The sequence below is a fragment of the Streptomyces lucensis JCM 4490 genome (genome assembly GCF_014650035.1).
Classification (GTDB): domain Bacteria; phylum Actinomycetota; class Actinomycetes; order Streptomycetales; family Streptomycetaceae; genus Streptomyces; species Streptomyces lucensis.
On the sequence record NZ_BMUE01000008.1, the window covers coordinates 166,721 to 186,236 of the forward strand.

A 19,516-nucleotide genomic window follows, 5' to 3' on the forward strand; every position below is an offset into this window, starting at 1 on the left:
GGTCCACTCCTTCGGTCCGCTTGGCGCCCCGATGGGGTACCGCTGACTCCCCCGTCCGCTGCCTGATGGGCTGCCCGGCTGCGTGCTCAGGGCGTGTCCCCTCAGGACATCGCCGACAGGGCCGGTCTGCGCGTGGCCCTGGCGCGCAGCCGTTTCTGCGGGCCAGGGCAGCTGTCGTGGTCAACGGCCCCTCACGGATGCCTCGTTCGGGGTGGTGACCGCTTTTGCGTCGGTGGAATGTTGCGGCGCCGCGGGGTCTTGGCCGGGCGTGGGCCTCGCCAGCCACAGGCCGGTGAGTACGGCGGTGGCCAAGGTGACGGTGCCGGCAGCGAGGAAGGCGCTGCCGAGGCCGGCCTCGAGGGAGGCGCCGCCGGATTGCCGGGTGCGGACGATGGCTCCGAGCACCGCGACGCCGAGCACCGCGCCGATCTGCCGGGTGGTGCTGCTGATGCCTGATGCGAGGCCGCCTTCCTGCGGGCTGACCGCTTGGATGGCGGCGCCTGTCAGTGGGGACATGGCGAGGGCGAAGCCGATGCCGGCGAGTCCCAGCCGCCACCACATGTTCCCGTAGCCGGTGTCAGCGTGGACCATGCCGAGCGCCAGCAGCCCCACGCCGGCCAGGACCAGGCCGGTGGTGACCACGAGTCGGAAGCCGTACCGGGCGGCGAGTCGGCCCGCGTACGGGCTGACGATCACCATGGCGAGGGACATCGGCAGAGTCTGCAGGCCGGCGCGCATGATGGAGCTGCCCTGGACGTAGACGAAGAACTGGGAGAAGAAGAACGACGAGCCCATGAGCGCGAACCCCACCACGACCATGGCGGTGTTGGACACGGTGAACAGGCGCTGCCGGAACAGCCGCAGCGGCAACATCGGAGCGGAACGTCGGCCTTCGACGGCGACGAAGGCGGCGAGGAGGACCACCGCGGCGGCGAAGCTGCCCAGGATGACCGGTGAGGTCCAGCCGCGGGCACCCCCCTCGATCAGCCCGTAGGTCAGTACCCCCACCGCCAGAACGGACAGCACCGTGCCCGGGATGTCGATCGCAGGAGCGCTCGGGTTGCGGGACTCGCCGAGGTGGCGCAGGCCGACCAGCAGCAGGACCACGCCGATGGGCAGATTGACCAGGAAGATGGCGGGCCAGCCGAAGGCTTGTGTCAGCACGCCGCCGGCCACGGGGCCTGCGGCCAGACCGATTCCGCTGAGTCCGGCCCACAGCCCGATCGCCTTGATTCGTTCTTGCGGCACGGGATAGGCGGCGACGAGCAGCGCGAGCGAGGCAGGGCTCAACGCCGCGGCCCCGATGCCCTGCAGCACCCGGCCGACGACCAGCCAGCCGAGTGAGGGCGCGAGGCTGCACAGTAGCGACGCGGCCGTGAACACCGCCCCGCCGGTCAGGTACACCCGCTTGCGGCCGAATCGGTCGGCGAAGACACCGCCCGACAGCAGCAGCATGGCGACCAGCAGTACGTACGCGTCGACGATCCATTGCAGTCCGGTCAGCTGAGTGTGCAGTCGGTGCTGCATATCGGGCAGTGCCGCTCCGACGATCGTGTTGTCGAGCAGGACCATGAACTGGCCCAGGCAGGTCACCGTGAGCAGCACGGCCCGGTTCCATCGACTGCCTACGGGCGCATGCGGTGCGGCCATGGGATTCCCCCTCAATCGTTGGTTGCGTCCGGTCGCGGTCGACGCGGGTGGCGATACCACCGAACACCTAACGCAGTCATTGACTGCGTTAGGTGACTGTAGGCGGGCCCTCCCCCAAACGCAAGTCGCGACTGCGTTAAGGTGGGGGCATGAACGAGCGACAGCGAGCCCGGCGGCCCGGCGGGCGCAGCGCCCGCGTCGGCGCGCAGGTGCACCAGGCCGTCACCGACCTGATCAGTGAGCGCGGCTACGGCAACTTCACCGTCGGCGAGGTCGCAGCTCGCGCGGGCGTCGCCGACAGCAGCATCTACCGCCGGTGGGGCAGCCTGGAAAACCTGCTCACCGACGTGGCACTCACCCGCCTCAACGCGCAGTCGCCGATGCCCGACACCGGCAGCCTCGCCGGCGACCTCCGCACCTACGCGGCCCAAGTGGCCCGCGAGATCACCGGACCCGACGGTCCGGCGGTGCTGCACCTGGCCGTCGCCCTGTCGAGCAGCGGTCAGCAGGGCCTGGAGGCTGGTGCCGACCTCCGCGCCGAACGCACCCGGCAACTGCAGTCCATGCTCGATCGCGCGCGCGACCGTGGCGAGCCCGCACCCGACGTGTTCGACGTGCTGGACCACATCCTGGCCCCGATGTATATCCGCGTCTTGTTCGGCATGGTCCCGCTCACGCCGGACTACATCGACGGGCTGGTCGACCGATTGCTGTGACCGCAAACCCGGTTCCCGCGATCAGCCCTCGGACGCGGCGCCAGGACTCCGCAAGGTGCTCGCCGACACGCCCTCACCAGCTCAAGCATCCGGCCCTTGGCCGGCCCACGCGGCCCAGCTGCATCCGTCGGTCAACGGGCTGCCGCTGCGGATCAGACGAAGTCGGCGGTCATCGACTTCGCGACCATCCTGCGGCGGGGGCTCCAGAGCCCTTGCCACCGGTCGACGGCCGGACACGTCCGAACCGCTGCCCGGCCACCTGGCGTTGCTGGAGATCGACAGCGTTGCAGAGCAACGCTTCGGCTACGCACTAGCTGCCGAGCCTGTGACCGGCCCACACCGGGGGGTGAGAGGCAACAACGCTCGCGCAACAGGCAGTCGGTACTGGCCCGCTTTCGAATCGTGGACTGCAACACCTCCCGTGTCATCCATCCTGGTTCTCCTTCCGCAAGTGGCCGGAGGGAAACCAAGTCCCGCCCCAGCAGGGCGGGTCGGATGAATGGAGCGCATGGTGGACTGCCCTCTGCTGTCGTTGAGATCGGCCCTGGTTCTCTTGCTCGCTCTGCTCAGCGGAGCGGCGGCAGGCGGCCTGACAGCCGTAGGCGGGGAAGGCACCGCGCGCAGCCTGCTCGCGGGTCTCGCCGTTACCGGACTGGCCGTGCCGTTCTTCAACCGCATCATCGCCGCCGAGGCGGGCGCTGCCCAGCGACCGGCTCCAGCGGGTGTCAGCGCGGCCGAGGGAGAGAGCAATGGGTGAGCTGCGGCCTCTTGGAGAGGACCTCAACAGTGCCTCCCGGGCCTTGGCCGAGGCATTGCGCGAACTGTTCGAAAGCCTTCACGTGTCCGTCCGCCGCTATGCGGCCCGGCGCCGGCTCGATCCTGGCTCGGTCTCTCGGTACCTGAACGGCACCCGCTTACCTCCATGGCAGGTGATCAGCGACCTTTTCACCGATGTCGCCGAACACCGCGGGACCGCGGTGACCACCGAGGCCATCGAGTTGGTGCGAGGCCTGTACGGATCGGCCGTGGACGCCGCCTCGTCGCCCAAGCACGCAGTGGAGATCCTCGAGCAGCAACTGGCCGACGCCGACCATGTCTCCCGGCGCTCCAGCGTCCGTGGTGACGTCCTGGGCGATGCACTACTGGACCGGACCCAGCGCATCGCCGACCTGGAGACGCGGCTGAGCCAACTGGAGGCCGACCGCATAGCGGAGCAGAGGCGCGCGGACGCGCTCGCGGAGGCGCATCCGGACGTCTACGGGCTCGTCCAGGAACGCAACGCGCTGCAGCGGGAAGTCGAGCGCCTCGGAGCGGCCTTGCAGGAGGCACAGGCTCAGCGTGCCGCAGCGGAAGGACGCTGCGACCTGCTCGAACGCCAGCTGGATGCCATCGAGAAAGCAACCACAGCCGTGCTGCCGGCGGGGCAGCAGAGCATGCCCAAGATCCTCGTCGTCGACGATCAGCCGGACAACCTTCTGGCTATGACCGCGGTCTTGGCGACGCTCGAGCAGGAGCTCGTCACCGTCTCCTCGGGCCGGGAGGCTCTCAAGGCGCTGCTCGACCACGACGACTTCGCCGTCATCATCATGGACGTGCAGATGCCGGAGATGGACGGCTACGAGACCTGCGCTCACATCAAACGCCGCCCGAGGACCCGGGACGTCCCCATCATCTTCCTCACGGCCATGGGCACGGAGTCCGAACACTCGGCCCGCGGATACGCTGCCGGCGCCGTCGACTACATCAGCAAGCCGTTCGACCCGTGGGCGCTGCGCGCCAAGGTCGCCGTGTTCACCTCCATCTACTTGGAGCGGCACAGTCAGTAGGCCCGAGGGACAGGCGTGACACCGCCTGGTTCCGTAGGCACGGAAGACACGGGACCGGGCGGGCAGGTCACGGATATCCGCTCCGCGTCGGGTGAGCACGCGCGCGCCGCCGATCGGCAGGTGTGCCCCGATGTCTGGCACCGCCTTCGAGGGCACGAGTACGCACAGTCGCACCGGTCGGTTCGGGTCGGCTCTCCTTGGGTCCCGTCCGAGGACGAGTAGGGGGAGTCGGTTGGGAGGCGGTGAAGCTGCCGAGGAAGTTCAGCGCCTGCTCGGCAGGACTTCCGGGCGGGGCCGTGTAGATCGCAAGGAGGTGGTGGGCTGCGCCGGCGACCTGGAAGGTCTCGTAGTTGAGCGTTACGTCTCCGACGGTGGGGTGCCGGAAGCGCTTGGGGCCATGGGTCTTCTCGTGCACGTGGTGGCTGGGCCACAGTTTGCGGAAGGTCTCGCTGCCCAGTGACAGTTCACCGGCTGGGTGTACGAGCTCCGGGTCGTGCGGGTGACGTCCGGCGGCCATGCGCAGGATGCCGACCGTGGTGCGCGCGGCTTCCACCCAGTCGAGATGGATCTCTCGCGCGTCAGGATCCAGGAAGATCCGGCGGGCCATGTTCCGCTCGCGCGGTGCGAGGTTGGGGAAGTCGGCGATCAGCGCGGCGGCCAGCCGGTTCCAGGCCAGGACGTCGTTGCGGTCATTCATGATCACGGCAGGGATGATCGGAATGCCTTCGACGAGCTGCCGAAGTGTGGAGCGCAGCACGTCGCCCCGTTCACTGGCCGCTGCCGTGGCTGTGGCCCGGCGGGGCGGCCGGGCCAGGTCGTACAGGTGGGCGCGCTCGGCAGACCCGAGCCGCAGTGCCCTGCCGAGCGCGTCCAGGACCTCGTCGGAGGGGCGATCGGCGCGTCCCTGCTCCAGGCGGACGTAATAGTCGGTGCTGAGCCCGGCGAGCTCCGCGACCTCTTCGCGGCGCAGGCCAGGCACGCGGCGCCGGCCGGTCGTCGGCAAGCCCGCATCCGCGGGGTGACACCAGAGCGCGCGGGCCCGGAGGTAGTCACCGACGCTGGTGACGATCACGCTCCTGTCGGTCATGCGCCCCAGTATGGGGGTGCCGTCACGGTCGGAAGGTGGCCCTGTCATCCCCAGCAGAACGGCCCTCTCTTCATCCGCCGATGGCCCTCACCAACGATCGAGGGCATGTCCACACCCTCCTCTCTCGACAGCAACCGTCCCGATCCGGATCCCCCTCGTAGTGCGAGCAATGCCGAAGCCGCCTCGTCACTCGGGCCGGCCCCAACCCGGCCTGCGGATGACAGCGGGCGCGGCTACTGGCCTACGGTGGTCGCGGTCGGGTCCGCCAGCATGATGCTGCCGTTCTCCGTGACCGGGGCCCTTCCGAGTATGGCGGCGCACCTGGGCTCCTCGGTCGGCGCTGCGCAGTGGATGCTGAACGCCTTCAACATCACCTTCGCCGCGTTGCCGCTCGCGGCCGGCAGCCTCGCGGACCGCCTCGGCAGGCGCCGCGTCCTGCTGACCGGTATCGCACTGGTCGGGGCGGTATCGCTGCTGGTCGCGCTGGCGCCTTCCATGACGGTCGTCGATGTGGCCCGGGCAGTTCAGGGGTGCGGGGCTGCGGCTGTCTTGTCGTCGGGTGCAGCGGTGCTGGCTCACTCCGCCTCCGGGCGGCGCCGCCGGTTGGCCTTCGGCATCCTCGGCTCTTCCTTCGGCACAACATCCTTGCGGCCCTTTCCACGCTCGGCGCGACCCTCACCTACCTGGCGCTCGCGCCCCACCGCGCCGCTGAGCAGCCCTGACGCCGCCACACCGCATCTCGATGAACCACAAAACGTCGATCAGGGCTTCGGCCAAGGCGTTAGCCAGAGCTCTGCCTACCGTTTCGGCCGTGACGACAGAGGCGGCGTCGTCCGGGTCCATCCGCTCGTCTTCACTGAACGAGTACACAGGCATGAAGGCCGACTCCCAGCAGGTCACGGCAGCAGAGTCCGGCCATCCCGCCACACACCACAGACATCACCCTCAGTCAGCCCACCACGGAAACTGAGCCATCGCCGTCCTGATGCGGCTGGTCGTGGTCGCGTGCGAGCCCTGCAGCACTCGCAGTCGAAAGCCGACACCGACTGCCCGCAGCAACCGGGCGGGACTCGCCGGGGCAGGCGGGGCCCACCGTGGCGATACCGCCGGCCGGTGTCTGTTCGTCTCGTCCTGCGGGCGATTCCCCGAGTGCCATGGCCTGCCGCTGAGGCGAGTATGGAACAAGTGCCGTGCGTGCCCGTGAGGGCATGCGAGCGCGAGGTGTCTGGACGATGACGCATCAAAGTCGTGGGAGAACGCTGTGCCGGCGGGCCCAGGTGGTTGCCGCGGTGGTGTACGCGGGTGTGCTCGGGGCGGTGCTGCCTGGATGCGCCGGCACGGGTGCAGCCACCAGCAGTCCGTCCGCCGAGGCGTCGCTCGCCCCGACGCCGCCGAAGCAACCGCCCCCTCAATTGACGCGGGCGCAGGTGGGAGGCGCCGTGGGCCGGCTCGACGGCCTGGTGGGGGACGCGATGCGGAAGACGGGGGTGCCGGGGGTCGCCGTGGGCGTCGTCCACCAGGGCAAGGTCGTGTACGCCAAGGGCTTCGGCGTCCGCGAGCTGGGCATGAGCGGCAAGGTCACTCCCGGAACGGTCTTCCAGCTGGCGTCTTTGTCCAAGCCGCTGTCGTCCACCGTCGTCTCCGGGGCCGTAGGGCACAAGGTGGCCGGCTGGAACGACCGGATAGTCGACCATGATCCTGGCTTCGCGCTCAAGGACCCGTACGTGACGGCGAACGTGACGGTCGCGGACCTGTTCTCACACCGCAGTGGACTGCCCGACCACGCCGGTGACCTGCTGGAGGACCTCGGCTACCAGCGCGACTACATCCTGCGGCACCTGCGGCTCGAGCCGCTGACTGCGTTCCGCGCGACCTACGCCTACACCAACTACGGCCTCACCGAGGCGGGCGTGGCGGTGGCCGACGCGGCGAAGACCAGTTGGCCGCGGCTGGCTGCGGACACGCTGTTCAAGCCGCTGGGCATGGGCCACTCCAGCTATCGGCGAGCCGACTACGACAAGGCCGCGGACAGGGCGTCCGCCCACGTCGAGGTCGACGGACGCTGGAAGCCCTCCACCACCGAGAACGCCGACAGCCAGGCACCCGCGGGGGGCGCCAGTTCGAACGTCGACGACCTGACCAAGTGGATGCGCCTGCAACTGGCCAACGGTGCCTTCGACGGGAAACAGCTGGTCGACCCGGCAGCCCTGGACCAGACCCGCATCCCCCACGCCGTCGCGATGGACCCACTCGCCCCGGCAGGTGAGCCGGGCTTCTACGGGCTCGGTTGGAACGTCGGGTACGACGAGCGCGGACGGCTGCGCCTGAACCACTCCGGCGCCTTCGATCTCGGCGCCGCGACCGAGGTCACCCTGCTGCCCAGCGAAGGGCTCGGCATCGTGGTCCTGACCAACGGACAGCCCATCGGCGTGCCCGAGGCGGTGGCCGCCGCGTTCTTCGACATCGCCCAGAACGGCAAGCAGACAGTCGACTGGCTGGCCTTCTACCGGAAAGTGGTGCAGGCCGCCGCCTACACGGGCGCCTCACCGACGAACTACGCCAAGCCGCCCGCCAACGCCACCCCGGCCCAGGCAAGCGACGTCTACACGGGCACCTACGCGAACGACTACTACGGGCCGCTCACCGTCACCCGCGACGACAGCGGCAAGCTGAGCATGACGCTGGGCCCACTGAAGATGTCGTTCCCCCTGAGGCATTACACCGGTGACACCTTCAGCTACCGGACACAGGGCGAGAACGCTGCCGGCCTGTCCGGCGTCACGTTCCACACCCGTTCCGGCAAGGCCACGAGCGTCACCATCGAGCACCTGGACGCAAACGGACTGGGCACCTTCAACCGCTGACGGCCTGCGTACCGAAGCCCCGAACGAGCTGGCCGACCAGGCCGACCATAGCGAGGACCGCCCCACGGCATTCCCGCCTCCCTCACAGCAGGTGGAACCCCGACGCCCGGTCGCGGAAGACGACGGGGCGGGAGACGGGGTGGATGCCGGGCCTCATGGAATGTCCTTCCTCGGCAACCTCCCACGCCGGGCGACGAAGGGCGGGTGTCAGCGTTCCTCGCGGAACGGCACATGCTTGCCGATCACGGGGTCGTACTTGCGCAGGACCAGCCGGTCGGGATCGTTCAGACGGTTCTTGCGGGTCACGTGGACGGCTCCGGTACCCGCCATCGATCTCAGCGTGACAACGGGCCGCACGGTGCTGCGTGCCATGAGCGGGCTCCTTCCCTTTGTCTTCCATGGAGCCGATTGACTCGGTCATGCCAGACAGCCATGTCAACCACACCACCCGGCCCCGCATTCCCGCCGGTCAGCGACATTGAAAGTGCACGTCTTGCGCCGACGCGGGCGACGGGGCCGTTGGCCACCTCGCGCTCGGAGAGCCGTGAGTCACCGGGTTCCGAGATCACCTGGGCGCCGATAGCCTGCACGTCCATGACGCGTAGTTGGACTTGGCCGATACTGCTCGGAATCTGCGGCGCGGTGATCGCAACCGGACTGTCCCTCGGCAGGGGCCCGGGCGCAGCCGCACCGGTCCTGCTGTGGTTCGTGCTGCTGGCAGTCGTGTACTCGCCCGTGATCTTTCCGAGGTCGATCAGTGCCCAGGAGGCGCGAATCCGCAGCGTGGCCGACGGTCGACCGGTCGTCTTCTGGCGGCCGGGCTGCAAGTACTGTGTGCGGCTGCGCGTCGCCCTGGGCCGCAGCGCCGACCAGGTGCACTGGGTGAACATCTGGCGAGACCCCGCGGGAGCGGCAGCGGTCAGGGCGGTCAACGGCGGCGATGAGACCGTGCCGACCGTCGTCCTCGAGGGCCGGCCGTACGTCAACCCCGATCCCGCCTGGCTGCGCGACCGACTCTCCACCACCGTCCGCAGCGGCACGACGACACAAGACCCCGGAGACAGCCGGTAATCGGCAGCGAGTCGGCTGACAAGCGCCCCGAATACCAGGCCCGATCCCCGTCAGGGCCCAGACGCCGCACGGTGGTGTGGCCGCCGCCTCGACCACAGGCGAAAGCTACTGACTCGACCGCATCAAGGTCCACTTCGCCGCCCTGAGCCACCCCGCACCGGACAGGACTCAGCCGGGACGCCACGCGTCGTCCTTCAGGCCCGGCCCGTGTCATCGCCCAGGCTCTCGGTTGCCACCACAGGAGCGCCACCCGTATCGCCACCGACGCCGGAACCTCCTGGAAGCACTGCGCTCCGGGCGCGGAGGCTCGCACCGACCCGATGCTGCACTGGCCGGCGTCAAGCGCGGCGCGGGCCGGACGCGGCGCAGCGGACACAGGCGGTCGCTGCCGGACGGATCTCCAGGCGTTCGGGGGAAATCATTGCGCCGCAGCCCTGGCACCGCCCGTACTGTCCCTGTTCGAGTCGTTCGAGTGCCCGGTCCAGTTCCTGCAGGTGCTCGCGCGTCTGCGTCAACAGGGCGGCGACGTGGGCCCGCTCGAAGGCGGTGGTGCCCCCTTCGGGGTCGTGCTCGTCATCCACTGCGACCAGGGCGTTCGCCGCGACGATCCCGTCGAAGTCGCGGCTCAGCGCGGCCGCCCGTGCCAGGGTGTCGGCGCGGTCGGCCGCGAGGCGTGCGCGGGCGCTCGCAAAGGCGGACGGGCCGGGCCCGTCATCGCCGTAGCGGAATACATCGCCCATGCCTTCGCCAACGCTGACTCACGGCTCACCTATTCCCCCGGACCCTCCGAGAGATCGCCGACCTTGAAGACGCCCTGGCCCACCACCGCCGCGGCGGTGCCGCAGGAGGACGACTCGGTTCGAACGCGGGCGGACCTACTCCCATCGGCGCGGCCGCCCGGTCCCCAGAGGTGCCGCCCCGATGGCCTGCGTCAGCTGCCCTTCGAACCGGCACACCAGGTCATTCCGAAGAAATGCGGAACTCGAATTCGGGACGATCCCACGGTACGGCGGGCGGGTTCGCGAGCGCCGTACCGATCCGCACCGCACCGACGCGGTGGTAGAAGTCCTCGGCGGGACGATGCGACACGACCATCACACGGTCGAGCCCGGCGGCACGGGCTTCGGACCGCATGTGCGCGACGAGCAGCCTTCCGATGCCCCGTCCTTGCGCTTCGTCGGCGACGAACAGCAGATCGAGCTCCGGTGGATCAAGGACGAGCGAGTAGAAGCCGAGGACCCGGCCTCCATGCTCGTCGCCCCCGACGGCCACGAAGGCTCGGTGGGCCTCGATGTAATCCGGACCGACCCGATAGCCCGCGACAGCGGACGCGTACTTACCCGCGTAGGCGCCTGACCCACGCACGAGCCGCGTGAGCCGTCTGGCATCCCGCGCGACGGCCCTGCGTATCGTGATCGGCGGGCTGGTCGGGGAAGTGCGTGAACTCATCCGGGGAGTATTTCGCACCGCAGGGGTGCCCTGGTACGGCGGGCCTGCTGCCCGGGCAGACGTTCCTACACGGAAGCACCACCAGTGCCGCCCGGGCCAGAGCCGGTGGATCGGCGGCCAACGCCCGAGAGCCGCAGCGCTGACACTGGAACGCAGGGAACAAGGCTTCGGCATCGGCCTCGGCATGCGCGGACGTAGCGGCAGGCGGCGAAGCCGGGGCCAGGGCCGTATGACCACCCCGCAGGCGGAGGGGCGAACGGTCCGTCCAGGGGTGGCCTTCGGCCCTTCAAGCTCATCCCCCACGTGCAGGGAGCAGCATGGCCTGCTCGAGGTCGCCGCTTCAACCAGGCACCATCCCCGCAAGCACGGAGCAGTCCCGTGAGAAGGCCCGAAGAAACCCCGCGCAAAAAAACGATGGCCGGCAAGGGCGACCGCTGCTACTTTCCCAGAGGCCGTGCGAGGCAACGAGGAGGTGGTACCCGTGAACGTATCGACATGGGTGCTCTCCTTGGGAGTCACGGTCGGGCGATAGGTCGTCCGGGAGCGCCGTTCACACGCTCTCCCGAAAGGCACGGCCATGACCCCTCACTTCACTTCCGAACAGCGCCTCGACGACGGTGTCCTGGAACGCGCATTCGCCCTTGGCGATTTTCCCGGCATCCTGTGGACACCTGCCTCCGCATCCGCATCCGCGCCGGTGCCGCTGATCCTGCTCGGCCACCCCCCGCTCGGACTGCACAAGATGTACCCCCGGCTGGTGGCGCGAGCCCGGCGTGCCGCGGCGGACGGCTTCGCCGCGGCCACCATCGAGCTGCCCGGGAGCGGTGACCGGCCCAGATGGACCGCCGCCGAGCAGGCCCGGGCCGAGCTGCGCCAGGCTATGGAAGCCGGCGAGCCGGTCAGCGACGAGATCATCGACGCCCTCGTCCTCCCGCTCGTCGACAAGGCGGTCCCGGAATGGCAGGTGGCCCTTGACGCCCTCCTGTCGCTGCCCGAGATCGGCGGCCCGGTCGGATACTCGGGGGGAGTGATCTCCATCGGCGTTCGCCTCGCGGTGGTCGAGCCGCGCATCGCGGCCGCCGGTTTCTTCGCCGGGAGTCTCGTGCCTCGCGCCATGTTCGAGGGGGCCCGCCAGGTCACCATTCCACTGCACGTCCTTCTGCAGTGGGACGACGAGGGCAACGACCGGCAGGCGGCCCTGGACCTGTTCGACGCCTTCGGCTCGAAGGAGAAGTCCTTGCACGCCCATATGGGCGGCCACACCGGCGTCCCGCGGTTCGCGGGGGACGCCGCGGCCCAGTTCTTCACCCGGCATCTGAAGTAGGGCCGGGGCGCCGGGCCACCAGCAGACGCTGAGCCGTTGGCCAGGGTGCTGCTCATCGAGTGCAGGAACCGGCGCTCCTGTGCAGTTCACGCCCGCGGGCCCCTGCCGGGTCGGCAGGGGCCCGCGCTGCCCTGAGCCATGGACCGTTAGGTTCCCGCAGTGCTTCGCGTGCTTCCCGGCCTCACATCCAGGCGCTGTCGGCTCTCGGGATCCGGTCCACTTCGTGTGGTCGCGTGTCGGCTCCCGCCAAAAGTCGCTACGCCGACCGGGTGGACACCTGGATCGTCCGCGTGGTCAGGCAGAAGGGATGACCGGCCGGATCGATCAGCACCCGCCACTTGTCGCCACCCGGTTGATGCTCAGGCTTGGCCGCGCCCAACTCCAACAACACGACCTCAGCCTCATCGAGGTCTTCGACTGCGAAGTCGAGGTGGAGTTGTTGCGGCACGGCCTGATCAGGCCAGTGCGGAACCTGATAGTCATCGACCCGCTGGAAACCGATGAAGAGTCCGTCGTCGCCGTTGAGTCCAGCAAAGTCACCGTTCGACTTGGGGTGGAGCTCAAGCCCGGTGGCCTGCCGATAGAACGCGGCCAGCACCTCAGGGTCAGGGCAGTCGAGTGTTATGGCCGTCAGCTTCATCTGCGGTGGCATCGTCACACCATAGTGAGATCACTTCCATGACCGCTCCAGTAGTGCCCGACAACCGCTTGCCGGGGCCGCCTCGCAGCCGTCGGAGGGTGCTCAACGACGACCAACGCTGACAGCCATCGACACCCAAGCAGCAGGTCGCAGCGTTGATCCTTGCTCGGCCGCAGGTCAGGAACCCGAACCTTCACTTCTTCGGCTACCGACCGCCTTGCACTCCCTCAAACACAACCAAAGAGCCATCCCGCTCGAACCGCAGCACGCGGGGACGGGGAGCTTCCCGGGCTGGGTCCGGCTCAGGATGAAGCTCTCCGTAGCGCTGATGGTAAAGATCAACCGCTTCTCGGAGTGAGCATCCCTGTGTCTCACGAATCGCCTTCACCGCGAGGACGGCGCGCCCCTCCCGAATGTCGCGATCTACACTCTCTGGTAGTTCTGCCACACGTCCTCCTGGTCCGACTTCGCAGTAGAGCAACCGCAGTTCCTCCGGTCAACTGAGTTGAGCAGCCGACCACGGAGGCCCTCGGCCGTGCCCGATGCGTGCCCGTCTGACGGGTGCGCGCGGAGTCTCAAGGGGAACAGGGGCAAACTAGTGCGTCAGGGCAACGTCCGCTCCTGCGCGCGTGGCTGTGAAACCGGCCGACAACGGCGCCAGGAGCGAGGATGATCGCCTCGTGGCTGTGCGACGAACGGCCCGCTGGATCTTGTGGGGACTGTGGCTTGCCTGTCTGGGCTTCTCCATATGCATCTTCGTGGAGGTGATCAGACTGTTCTTGCAGGCCGAATCATGGTGACCCCTAGAGACGGGAGGTGCTCTACCGGCGGAGCGCCGCGATCAGTCCGCCGGGCCGCTCCTCGCGCTGCGGCGGGGTGCTGATCGGGCGGCCGTAGGCGGCAGCGCACTCGCGCAGGGTGTGGCTGTCGGCCTCCCAGCCGTGCCCGGCCAGCCAGCCCACCGGGTCGTCGGGCATCTCCGAGACCCACATGGACGCAGCCGATCCCGGCACGGCGTCCGCGCCGAAGCGCTCGATCACGCCGCGTGAGCCCAACGTCAGCCCCATCCGGCTGCCTGCCGCCGACTGCGCGCTGATCCGGGCCAGCAGCAGTTCCACCGCGTCCTCGGTCAGATAGATCAGCAGTCCTTCGGCGATCCACACGGTCGGCACGGTCGGGTCGTGCCCTGCGGCGGCCAGCGCGCTTGGCCAGTCCTCACGCAGATCCACCGCGACGGTGATCCGCTCGCAGCGTGCGACGGCCCGCTCCTGGCGCAGCACCGAAGCCTTGAAGTCCAGTGGGGCGGCGGTGTCGACCTCGAACAGCCGGGTGCCCTCGGGCCAGTCCGTCCGGAAGGCCCGGCTGTCCATGCCGGCGCCGAGCAGCACGACCTGCCGGACACCGGACGCGGAGGCCTGCTGCAACAGGTCGTCGAGGAACTTCGTCCTGATGACGATGGAGAACGACACGGCCAGCCGACGGCGTCGCGCGGCCTCGTCATCGGGCGGCGGCGAGGAGGGCCACAGGCCGCCGGCGGTGGCGAAAGCCTGTGCCAGCGGGTCGCGGAACAGAGCATCTTCCCGCTCGGTCTCCAGCGCCCGCACCCTGGCCACTCCCACCGCTGTGGCCCACACTCCCGACGGCTGCACCCGCTGCTGCTCATCAGTCACCGCGCCAGCCTAGACGATCGATTCTCAAGAAGGCCTGGTGAGTGGAGACAGGCGGGGAAGGTGGCGAAGGGGTGACGTCGCCCGGCCCTCCGGTCCCCGAAGACAGCCTTCGGGGACCGGAGGGCCGGGATCAGGCGCCGGCTCAGGCGACGACCGTGATGTTCTCCGCCTGCGGGCCCTTCTGGCCCTGCGTGACGTCGAAGGTCACGGACTGGCCCTCCTGCAGCTCACGGAAGCCGGAAGAGTTGATGTTGGAGTAGTGCGCGAAGACGTCGGGGCCCCCGCCGTCCTGCTGGATGAAACCGAAGCCCTTCTCGGCGTTGAACCACTTCACGGTCCCGCTGGCCATGCGTATACCTCTCGGTCGAGCCGGGTCCGCACCGTGCAGACCCGCGAAGGCTGCCCTGAGCACGCCGCACAGCAAAACGCCCGCACCTGGCGGCACGGGCATGAACGGCGAACCACGACAACCACCATGACGCTACACGCCGCACACGGCTGACGCCACAGAGAAACAGCCCCAAGATCCGCCGACCTGCACGGCGCGCCTGCTACCTGCCCTAGGGTGCAGTCACGGGGATTCGCCTTCGAGCCGGCGTGCCGTCGCGATCGAAGTGCTCGGAGGGCGTAGGGACAGTGACTGGCTGTTTCGGTTGATCGTCGGCCCGGGCCGGTTCATGCCTGGAACTCGGTGAGGTCGATGGCGTGAACGCGCAAAGGGCAGCCGTGCACCGGGTGTGCCGTCTCCCGCTCGGGCACCATGCCGAGCTTGCGGATGACGTTCTCGGAGGCGCTGTCCCCCACCCGGCTGATGCTGATGACACGGTCCAGGCCGCGGTCCTGGAGCGCGAACTCCAGCGTGGCGTGCGCGGCCTCTGATGCGTATCCCTGGCCCCAGAACTGCGCGCCGAGCCGCCAGCTGATCGCCACGGCGGGCAGCACCTCCGGCAGGAAGGCGGGCACGGACAGTCCCGTGAAGCCGATCAGTTCCCCCGAGGCCAGCAGCTCGACGGCGAAGAGCCCGAAGCCGTCCTCGTCCCACTCCTCCTCCCAGCGCTCGATGTCCTCGGCCGTGTGGTCCAGGTCTCGCACCGAGCCGTCGTCGGTCCAGCGCATCACCCGCGGGTCCGCGTTGATTTCCGCCATCGGCACGAGGTCGTCGTCGTGCCAGTTGCGCAGGAGGAGACGGGGTGTGCGGATCTCGGTCATGCGCCCATCCTGCCGAAGGCAACCACCTCACCGGAAATCCGGTGTTCGCCGGCGCTGCAGCAACATTGCCGGCGTCGGATGCGCGCCTTGGCGCTCGCGCTCTCCACCTAGGCACTGCGATGCGTGGCTGGCAGGGGTTCCGGTTCGCCGCCTCGCCGGCGGAACTGCCGTCCTCGCCAGTCGGGCTACTAGCCGGGGGAACACAGGGGCTGCGCGCATCCAGTCAGATGCGGCGGCAGCGAACAACTCCTGGAACGGCTCCATGACGCTCGTCGGTCCCCGTACAGCCCTGACGACACCACGCCGTCCGCACCAGCGTCCGAACGGCGTGTCACGTCACCTCAGGACGCGATGGCGAACTCCGCAGTCGCTCGTGCGAGGTCGGTGAGGAACTGAGCGCGGTCGAAGCCCTCGTCTTCGACCGTGCCGGGCGGAGGCGTATGCATGAAGCTGAAGTGACCAGCCCCCGGCACGACGCGAAGGTCGACCTCGGTTGACGCGCTCGTCAAGCGGATGGCCTGCTCGACGGGCGTGACGGTGTCTCTCTCTCCTGCATAGACGAGCATCGGCGCTGTCACCCCGTCCAAGGCGCCCGGAGCGGCGAACCAGCCGGCAGCGGGCGCGTACAGGACGAGACGGCCGACGCGTGGCTCTCGTGGGACATCCAGTGGCTTGCCGTCCCGTCCCCAGGGCGTCGCACCGGCGAGACAAAGGCAGGCCCATCCACCGATGGAGTGACCGACCATGACAACGGACGCGTCCGCAGACGCCCGTCGGTGAAGCGCTTCGACCAGTCCGACCGGGCGTGCAAGCAGCTCAGCGGTGGTCGCCGCCCGCGCGTCAAGGCGCTCGAAGTAAGGCGCGATGACCTGGCAGCCGTGGTCTGCCAGGTGCTCCAGGAGGGGCCGGTGACGATCGGGATCGCCGCTCGCTCCTGCCGCGAAGAGCACGACGCGCTCATGGTTCGTGGGACCAAGCGTCAGTGCCTGCATCTCGCTCCTTCGCTACAGCGCCAGTCCTCGAAGACGGCCCACGGTTCACTCCACGCTCTGTTGGGGCCTCAGATTAGCGCGCAGCAGATCGCGGTTTGCGAAGGGGAAGACAGGGCGCCGGGGGTGCCCGCTGCGCGTCGGCCAGCAGGCGCGTGCGCCCGCTCGTGGTCACCGAGGCTGGTAGGCGGTGGCCAGCACAGAGACGGTGACCCGGTCGGGCAGGAGACCGACGGAGTTCAGCTCTGCATGGCTCACGTGGCGCGCGCTCGGCGTCATCCCCACAAGGTCCAGGGCCTCCAGTGCGGCCAGGGCCAGGGGGTACTCCACCTGTTCGGTGTCGACGGCCTCGAAGTAGGGGTCCATCGCCCGGTGCAGGCGCTGTTCCTTGGCTGGGTCGATGGTGACCATCGCGGGCACCCGGCCGCGCAGCTCGGCCAGGTGCCGCCCGGTGGGACGGACCACGATCAGTCGGCCAGCGGGACGGAGTACTCGATGGAACTCGGCTGGATTGCGCGGGGCGAACACGTCCAACATCACGTCGGCCACCTCGTCGGCCAGTGGGAAGGGACGGAAGACGTCCCAGGTCGCCGCGGCGGCCCGGTCATGGGATCGGGCTGCCGAGCGCAGCGCGCGCACCGAGGTGTCGAGGCCCAGACCTCGGGCGCCGGGCAGCTGGTCGAGAACGCCGGCCAGGTAGTAGCCCGTGCCGCACCCGACGTCGACGATCGTGCCGCGATCCGGCGCGGAGTCGGCCGCCAGACGGGCCACGGCCTGGCGGATGGGCGCGTACCCGCCGGTGTCCAGGAAGCGGTCACGGGCCTGGACCATGGCCGCGTCGTCGCCGCTGGTGGCACGGGTGCCGGTCAGGAGGCCGGCATAGCCGTGGCGGGCGATATCGAAGGCATGGCCCGCCGCACACCGCAGTGTGCCGCGGTCGGGGTGCAGGCGGCGCGTGCGGCACGTCGGGCAGCGCAGCAGGTCTAGGAACAGTTCGAGGGCAGGGGGAAGCAACACGGGCACGAGGCACTCCTGGCACGGCTGAAAGGGAAGAGACCGTGCCTGCACGCGCAAGATGGCAACTGCCTCAGAAGGCAACGGGCAGTGCCGTCAAAATGGTTCGCGTAACAGGCACACCGAGGAGGGCGATGTCGGTGGACATCGCCCTCAATGCCTTCCGATCACAGGAAGCAGCAGTGCGGGGTGCTCATGAATGCCACGCCATGAGTGTACGAGCTTCGGCGCAGCCCCTCATACCCGCCGAAGCTGGCGGACACGGCCTGGTCCCGGTGCCCGCCTGCGGACGCCAGCGGCTTCATCGCCCGGCGATCGCGTATCGAGTCGGCACTGCCCTGGCACACGGTCTGCTGCGGCTTCCGACCTTCCTCATTCTTCTGCGTGCCTGCGCAGACTCGGCCCCTCGCCGTGCAGCGGTCGGACGGGACCGTCGCCGCCCATCCAACCGCTCGAACCACCAACCCGGTGAACCTATGCGGTCACAGCACCAGCGAGCGCAGAGTGCGGGACTTCGAGGTTTCGGCCCGCTCTACGTGGCCGTCCACCGCTAGGCGTGCTCGTTGGTAGGTCGGTGACCGCCTGCTCTATCGAACTGGTCCGCACTCATCGACGATAGCGGTCGGCTGTGACAGGAAGGCATCCCGGTCCACGGGGCCATAAGCGATGTTGAACGTGTCGAGCCAGTACGACCACCCGCGGATTCCCAGGGCGCTGCTAAACCGGTAGTTCAACTGCCAGCGGACCCACTGCCCGGGAAGCAGTCGAACTGCCGGCGGCCTGCGCGGCCGAGGTGGCAACCCGAAGAGCGGCTCCACACGAACGAGCACTCGGAGACGGTCGCCCTCGTCCCGCAGGCTGACATCGATCTCGCGGAGGTCTTTCTGACTCGAATATGGCTCGAAGTCGTCGCGCTCGGACATCTGGACAAAGTGGGCGAATCCGTAAGGCATCTGAGGCAGCGCGAAGCCGACCGGCACAGCGTTCCTGCGGGCCGCGAACTCCCCGCCCCGAGACTGCTTCGTCCAAGACGTCTTGATCCACTGCACCGTGATGTCCACCGCACCTGCCCTTCGCCGAGAGCCTACGATCGACATTTCCTTGACGTCACTCAGGTTCCCGCGCAACTGCCTGCTGCCAGTTCTCAGCAGCTTCCTGCCAACTCTGGCACCGCCGCCCCATGACACACGCGTTCGGCGCTTACCCTCTCGTCTCACAGAAGTCGAGGGAAGGTACGAGAAATTGAAGAGGGGAATCCTCTGCGCCGCGCTGGCTTCCGTCGGCGTCATATCTCTTCTCGGGGGTACGGCCGCCGCCGCGCCCACCGACAACACGGACTCAGCGCGTTCGTGCGCCGGGGTGCGGCTCACCGGGTCCCTGCCGGTGCCGCCCGCCGGGATGGCCGTGCGGCAGACCGTCACCATCGGGCCCGACTGCGCCCCGCGCAAGGGCCCGGTGCGCTACGTCCCGGCCACCGAATCGGCCACCACAACCACAACGCGTTCCCTCGCCGCGACCGACCCGGCCACCCGTCACGTCCGCAGCTGGAACGAGATGTACGACTGCTGCAACATCCGGATGACGGGCTTGTACACCACGTCCGACTGGACCGTCGACAACGGCCGGATCCGCACCGCAGCCACGACCGCCACCCAGGGCTTCAACCGCGAACCGTGGGACGCCGGCTGGTCACTGAAGTCCTCCACCAGCAAGCAGGACTGCGCCACGGACTGTGCAGTCGTCAACGCCGTCGCTGACGCGGACTTCACCTACAAGGGCATCTTTGACGTGACCGGCCAGTGGTACGCCAACACCCACCACTCCTCGGTACAGCTCACCGCCGACGGCACGCCCACCTGCACCTTCGACGTCAATCTGAAGCACACGTTCGTCGGATGGAACTGGCAGCACGGCTGCGAGTGAGCCCACGGAGGCGGTAGACACGGCGGGACCACTGCGTCTGCCGCCCCACGGGCGACATCTACCGCCGGCTGCCAATAGGCTCTC

General features: G+C 68.9%; 20 protein-coding genes and 1 pseudogene. 8 read left to right on the forward strand and 13 right to left on the reverse strand.

What is annotated here, in order from left to right; translation table 11 throughout:
* Positions 1-180 precede the first annotated feature (180 nt).
* Positions 181-1,650, reverse strand: a complete 1,470-nt coding sequence (locus IE177_RS19845) for an MFS transporter (RefSeq protein ID WP_190016670.1) — start codon at positions 1,648-1,650, stop codon at positions 181-183.
* 149 nt (positions 1,651-1,799) lie between these two features.
* On the opposite strand from IE177_RS19845, the gene IE177_RS19850 reads away from it, so the two are divergent.
* From IE177_RS19850 to IE177_RS19860, 3 genes are all read left to right on the forward strand, one after another.
* Positions 1,800-2,366 (forward strand): TetR/AcrR family transcriptional regulator, encoded by a 567-nt coding sequence (locus tag IE177_RS19850; RefSeq protein ID WP_190016671.1) that lies wholly within the window; start codon positions 1,800-1,802, stop codon positions 2,364-2,366.
* A gap of 499 nt (positions 2,367-2,865) precedes the next feature.
* Positions 2,866-3,123, forward strand: coding sequence for a hypothetical protein (locus IE177_RS19855; RefSeq protein WP_229816156.1), 258 nt, complete (start codon positions 2,866-2,868; stop codon positions 3,121-3,123).
* A complete protein-coding gene (locus tag IE177_RS19860) occupies positions 3,116-4,192 on the forward strand; it encodes a response regulator (protein WP_190016672.1) in 1,077 nt (358 codons plus the stop codon). Before IE177_RS19855 ends, IE177_RS19860 begins: the two co-directional genes overlap by 8 nt.
* 67 nt (positions 4,193-4,259) lie before the next feature.
* Here the strand turns inward: IE177_RS19860 and IE177_RS19865 are convergent, their stop codons facing one another.
* Positions 4,260-5,264, reverse strand: coding sequence for a helix-turn-helix transcriptional regulator (locus IE177_RS19865; RefSeq protein ID WP_229816157.1), 1,005 nt, complete (start codon positions 5,262-5,264; stop codon positions 4,260-4,262).
* Between the two features lie 288 nt (positions 5,265-5,552).
* On the opposite strand from IE177_RS19865, the pseudogene IE177_RS19870 reads away from it, so the two are divergent.
* A pseudogene (locus IE177_RS19870) lies at positions 5,553-5,906 on the forward strand (MFS transporter); the annotation flags it as partial.
* A 48-nt stretch (positions 5,907-5,954) separates the two neighbouring features.
* On the opposite strand, the gene IE177_RS19875 reads toward IE177_RS19870, so the two are convergent.
* Positions 5,955-6,179 carry a hypothetical protein gene (locus IE177_RS19875; RefSeq protein ID WP_190016883.1) on the reverse strand — a complete coding sequence of 75 codons (225 nt, stop codon included), beginning with the start codon at positions 6,177-6,179 and terminating at the stop codon, positions 5,955-5,957.
* A 539-nt stretch (positions 6,180-6,718) separates the two neighbouring features.
* Here IE177_RS19875 and IE177_RS19880 point away from each other — a divergent pair.
* Positions 6,719-8,143 (forward strand): serine hydrolase, encoded by a 1,425-nt coding sequence (locus tag IE177_RS19880; protein WP_229816158.1) that lies wholly within the window; start codon positions 6,719-6,721, stop codon positions 8,141-8,143.
* A gap of 207 nt (positions 8,144-8,350) precedes the next feature.
* Here IE177_RS19880 and rpmG read toward each other — a convergent pair whose 3' ends face one another.
* Positions 8,351-8,515: a 50S ribosomal protein L33 gene (gene rpmG / locus IE177_RS19885; protein ID WP_190016675.1), complete on the reverse strand. Its 165-nt coding sequence runs from the start codon at positions 8,513-8,515 to the stop codon at positions 8,351-8,353.
* A gap of 222 nt (positions 8,516-8,737) precedes the next feature.
* Here rpmG and IE177_RS19890 point away from each other — a divergent pair, with 222 nt between their 5' ends.
* Positions 8,738-9,214 (forward strand): glutaredoxin domain-containing protein, encoded by a 477-nt coding sequence (locus IE177_RS19890; RefSeq protein ID WP_190016676.1) that lies wholly within the window; start codon positions 8,738-8,740, stop codon positions 9,212-9,214.
* A 338-nt stretch (positions 9,215-9,552) separates the two neighbouring features.
* Here the strand turns inward: IE177_RS19890 and IE177_RS19895 are convergent, their stop codons facing one another.
* Positions 9,553-9,954, reverse strand: coding sequence for a TraR/DksA family transcriptional regulator (locus IE177_RS19895; RefSeq protein ID WP_190016677.1), 402 nt, complete (start codon positions 9,952-9,954; stop codon positions 9,553-9,555).
* A 220-nt stretch (positions 9,955-10,174) separates the two neighbouring features.
* Entirely contained in the window at positions 10,175-10,663 is a 489-nt protein-coding gene (locus tag IE177_RS19900; RefSeq protein WP_190016678.1) for a GNAT family N-acetyltransferase, read from the reverse strand.
* Between the two features lie 577 nt (positions 10,664-11,240).
* Here IE177_RS19900 and IE177_RS19905 point away from each other — a divergent pair.
* A complete protein-coding gene (locus tag IE177_RS19905) occupies positions 11,241-11,987 on the forward strand; it encodes a dienelactone hydrolase family protein (protein ID WP_190016679.1) in 747 nt (248 codons plus the stop codon).
* Between the two features lie 256 nt (positions 11,988-12,243).
* Here the strand turns inward: IE177_RS19905 and IE177_RS19910 are convergent, their stop codons facing one another.
* From IE177_RS19910 to IE177_RS19940, 7 genes are all read right to left on the reverse strand, one after another.
* A complete protein-coding gene (locus tag IE177_RS19910) occupies positions 12,244-12,639 on the reverse strand; it encodes a VOC family protein (protein WP_190016680.1) in 396 nt (131 codons plus the stop codon).
* A gap of 809 nt (positions 12,640-13,448) precedes the next feature.
* The gene (locus IE177_RS19915; protein WP_308431579.1) at positions 13,449-14,297 is read right to left on the reverse strand and encodes a class I SAM-dependent methyltransferase; all 849 of its coding nucleotides are present in this window, start codon (positions 14,295-14,297) and stop codon (positions 13,449-13,451) included.
* Between the two features lie 142 nt (positions 14,298-14,439).
* Positions 14,440-14,646, reverse strand: a complete 207-nt coding sequence (locus IE177_RS19920) for a cold-shock protein (protein ID WP_190016681.1) — start codon at positions 14,644-14,646, stop codon at positions 14,440-14,442.
* Positions 14,647-14,972: 326 nt separating this feature from the next.
* Positions 14,973-15,506: a GNAT family N-acetyltransferase gene (locus IE177_RS19925; protein ID WP_190016682.1), complete on the reverse strand. Its 534-nt coding sequence runs from the start codon at positions 15,504-15,506 to the stop codon at positions 14,973-14,975.
* A 341-nt stretch (positions 15,507-15,847) separates the two neighbouring features.
* Entirely contained in the window at positions 15,848-16,498 is a 651-nt protein-coding gene (locus IE177_RS19930; protein ID WP_190016683.1) for an alpha/beta hydrolase family protein, read from the reverse strand.
* A 168-nt stretch (positions 16,499-16,666) separates the two neighbouring features.
* On the reverse strand, positions 16,667-17,518 hold the full coding sequence (locus tag IE177_RS19935) for a putative RNA methyltransferase (protein ID WP_190016684.1): 852 nt from the start codon (positions 17,516-17,518) through the stop codon (positions 16,667-16,669).
* A gap of 578 nt (positions 17,519-18,096) precedes the next feature.
* Positions 18,097-18,570: a hypothetical protein gene (locus IE177_RS19940; RefSeq protein ID WP_190016685.1), complete on the reverse strand. Its 474-nt coding sequence runs from the start codon at positions 18,568-18,570 to the stop codon at positions 18,097-18,099.
* Between the two features lie 181 nt (positions 18,571-18,751).
* Here IE177_RS19940 and IE177_RS19945 point away from each other — a divergent pair, with 181 nt between their 5' ends.
* Complete coding sequence (locus tag IE177_RS19945; protein WP_190016686.1) at positions 18,752-19,432, forward strand: hypothetical protein; 681 nt, start codon at positions 18,752-18,754, stop codon at positions 19,430-19,432.
* Positions 19,433-19,516: the final 84 nt, after the last annotated feature.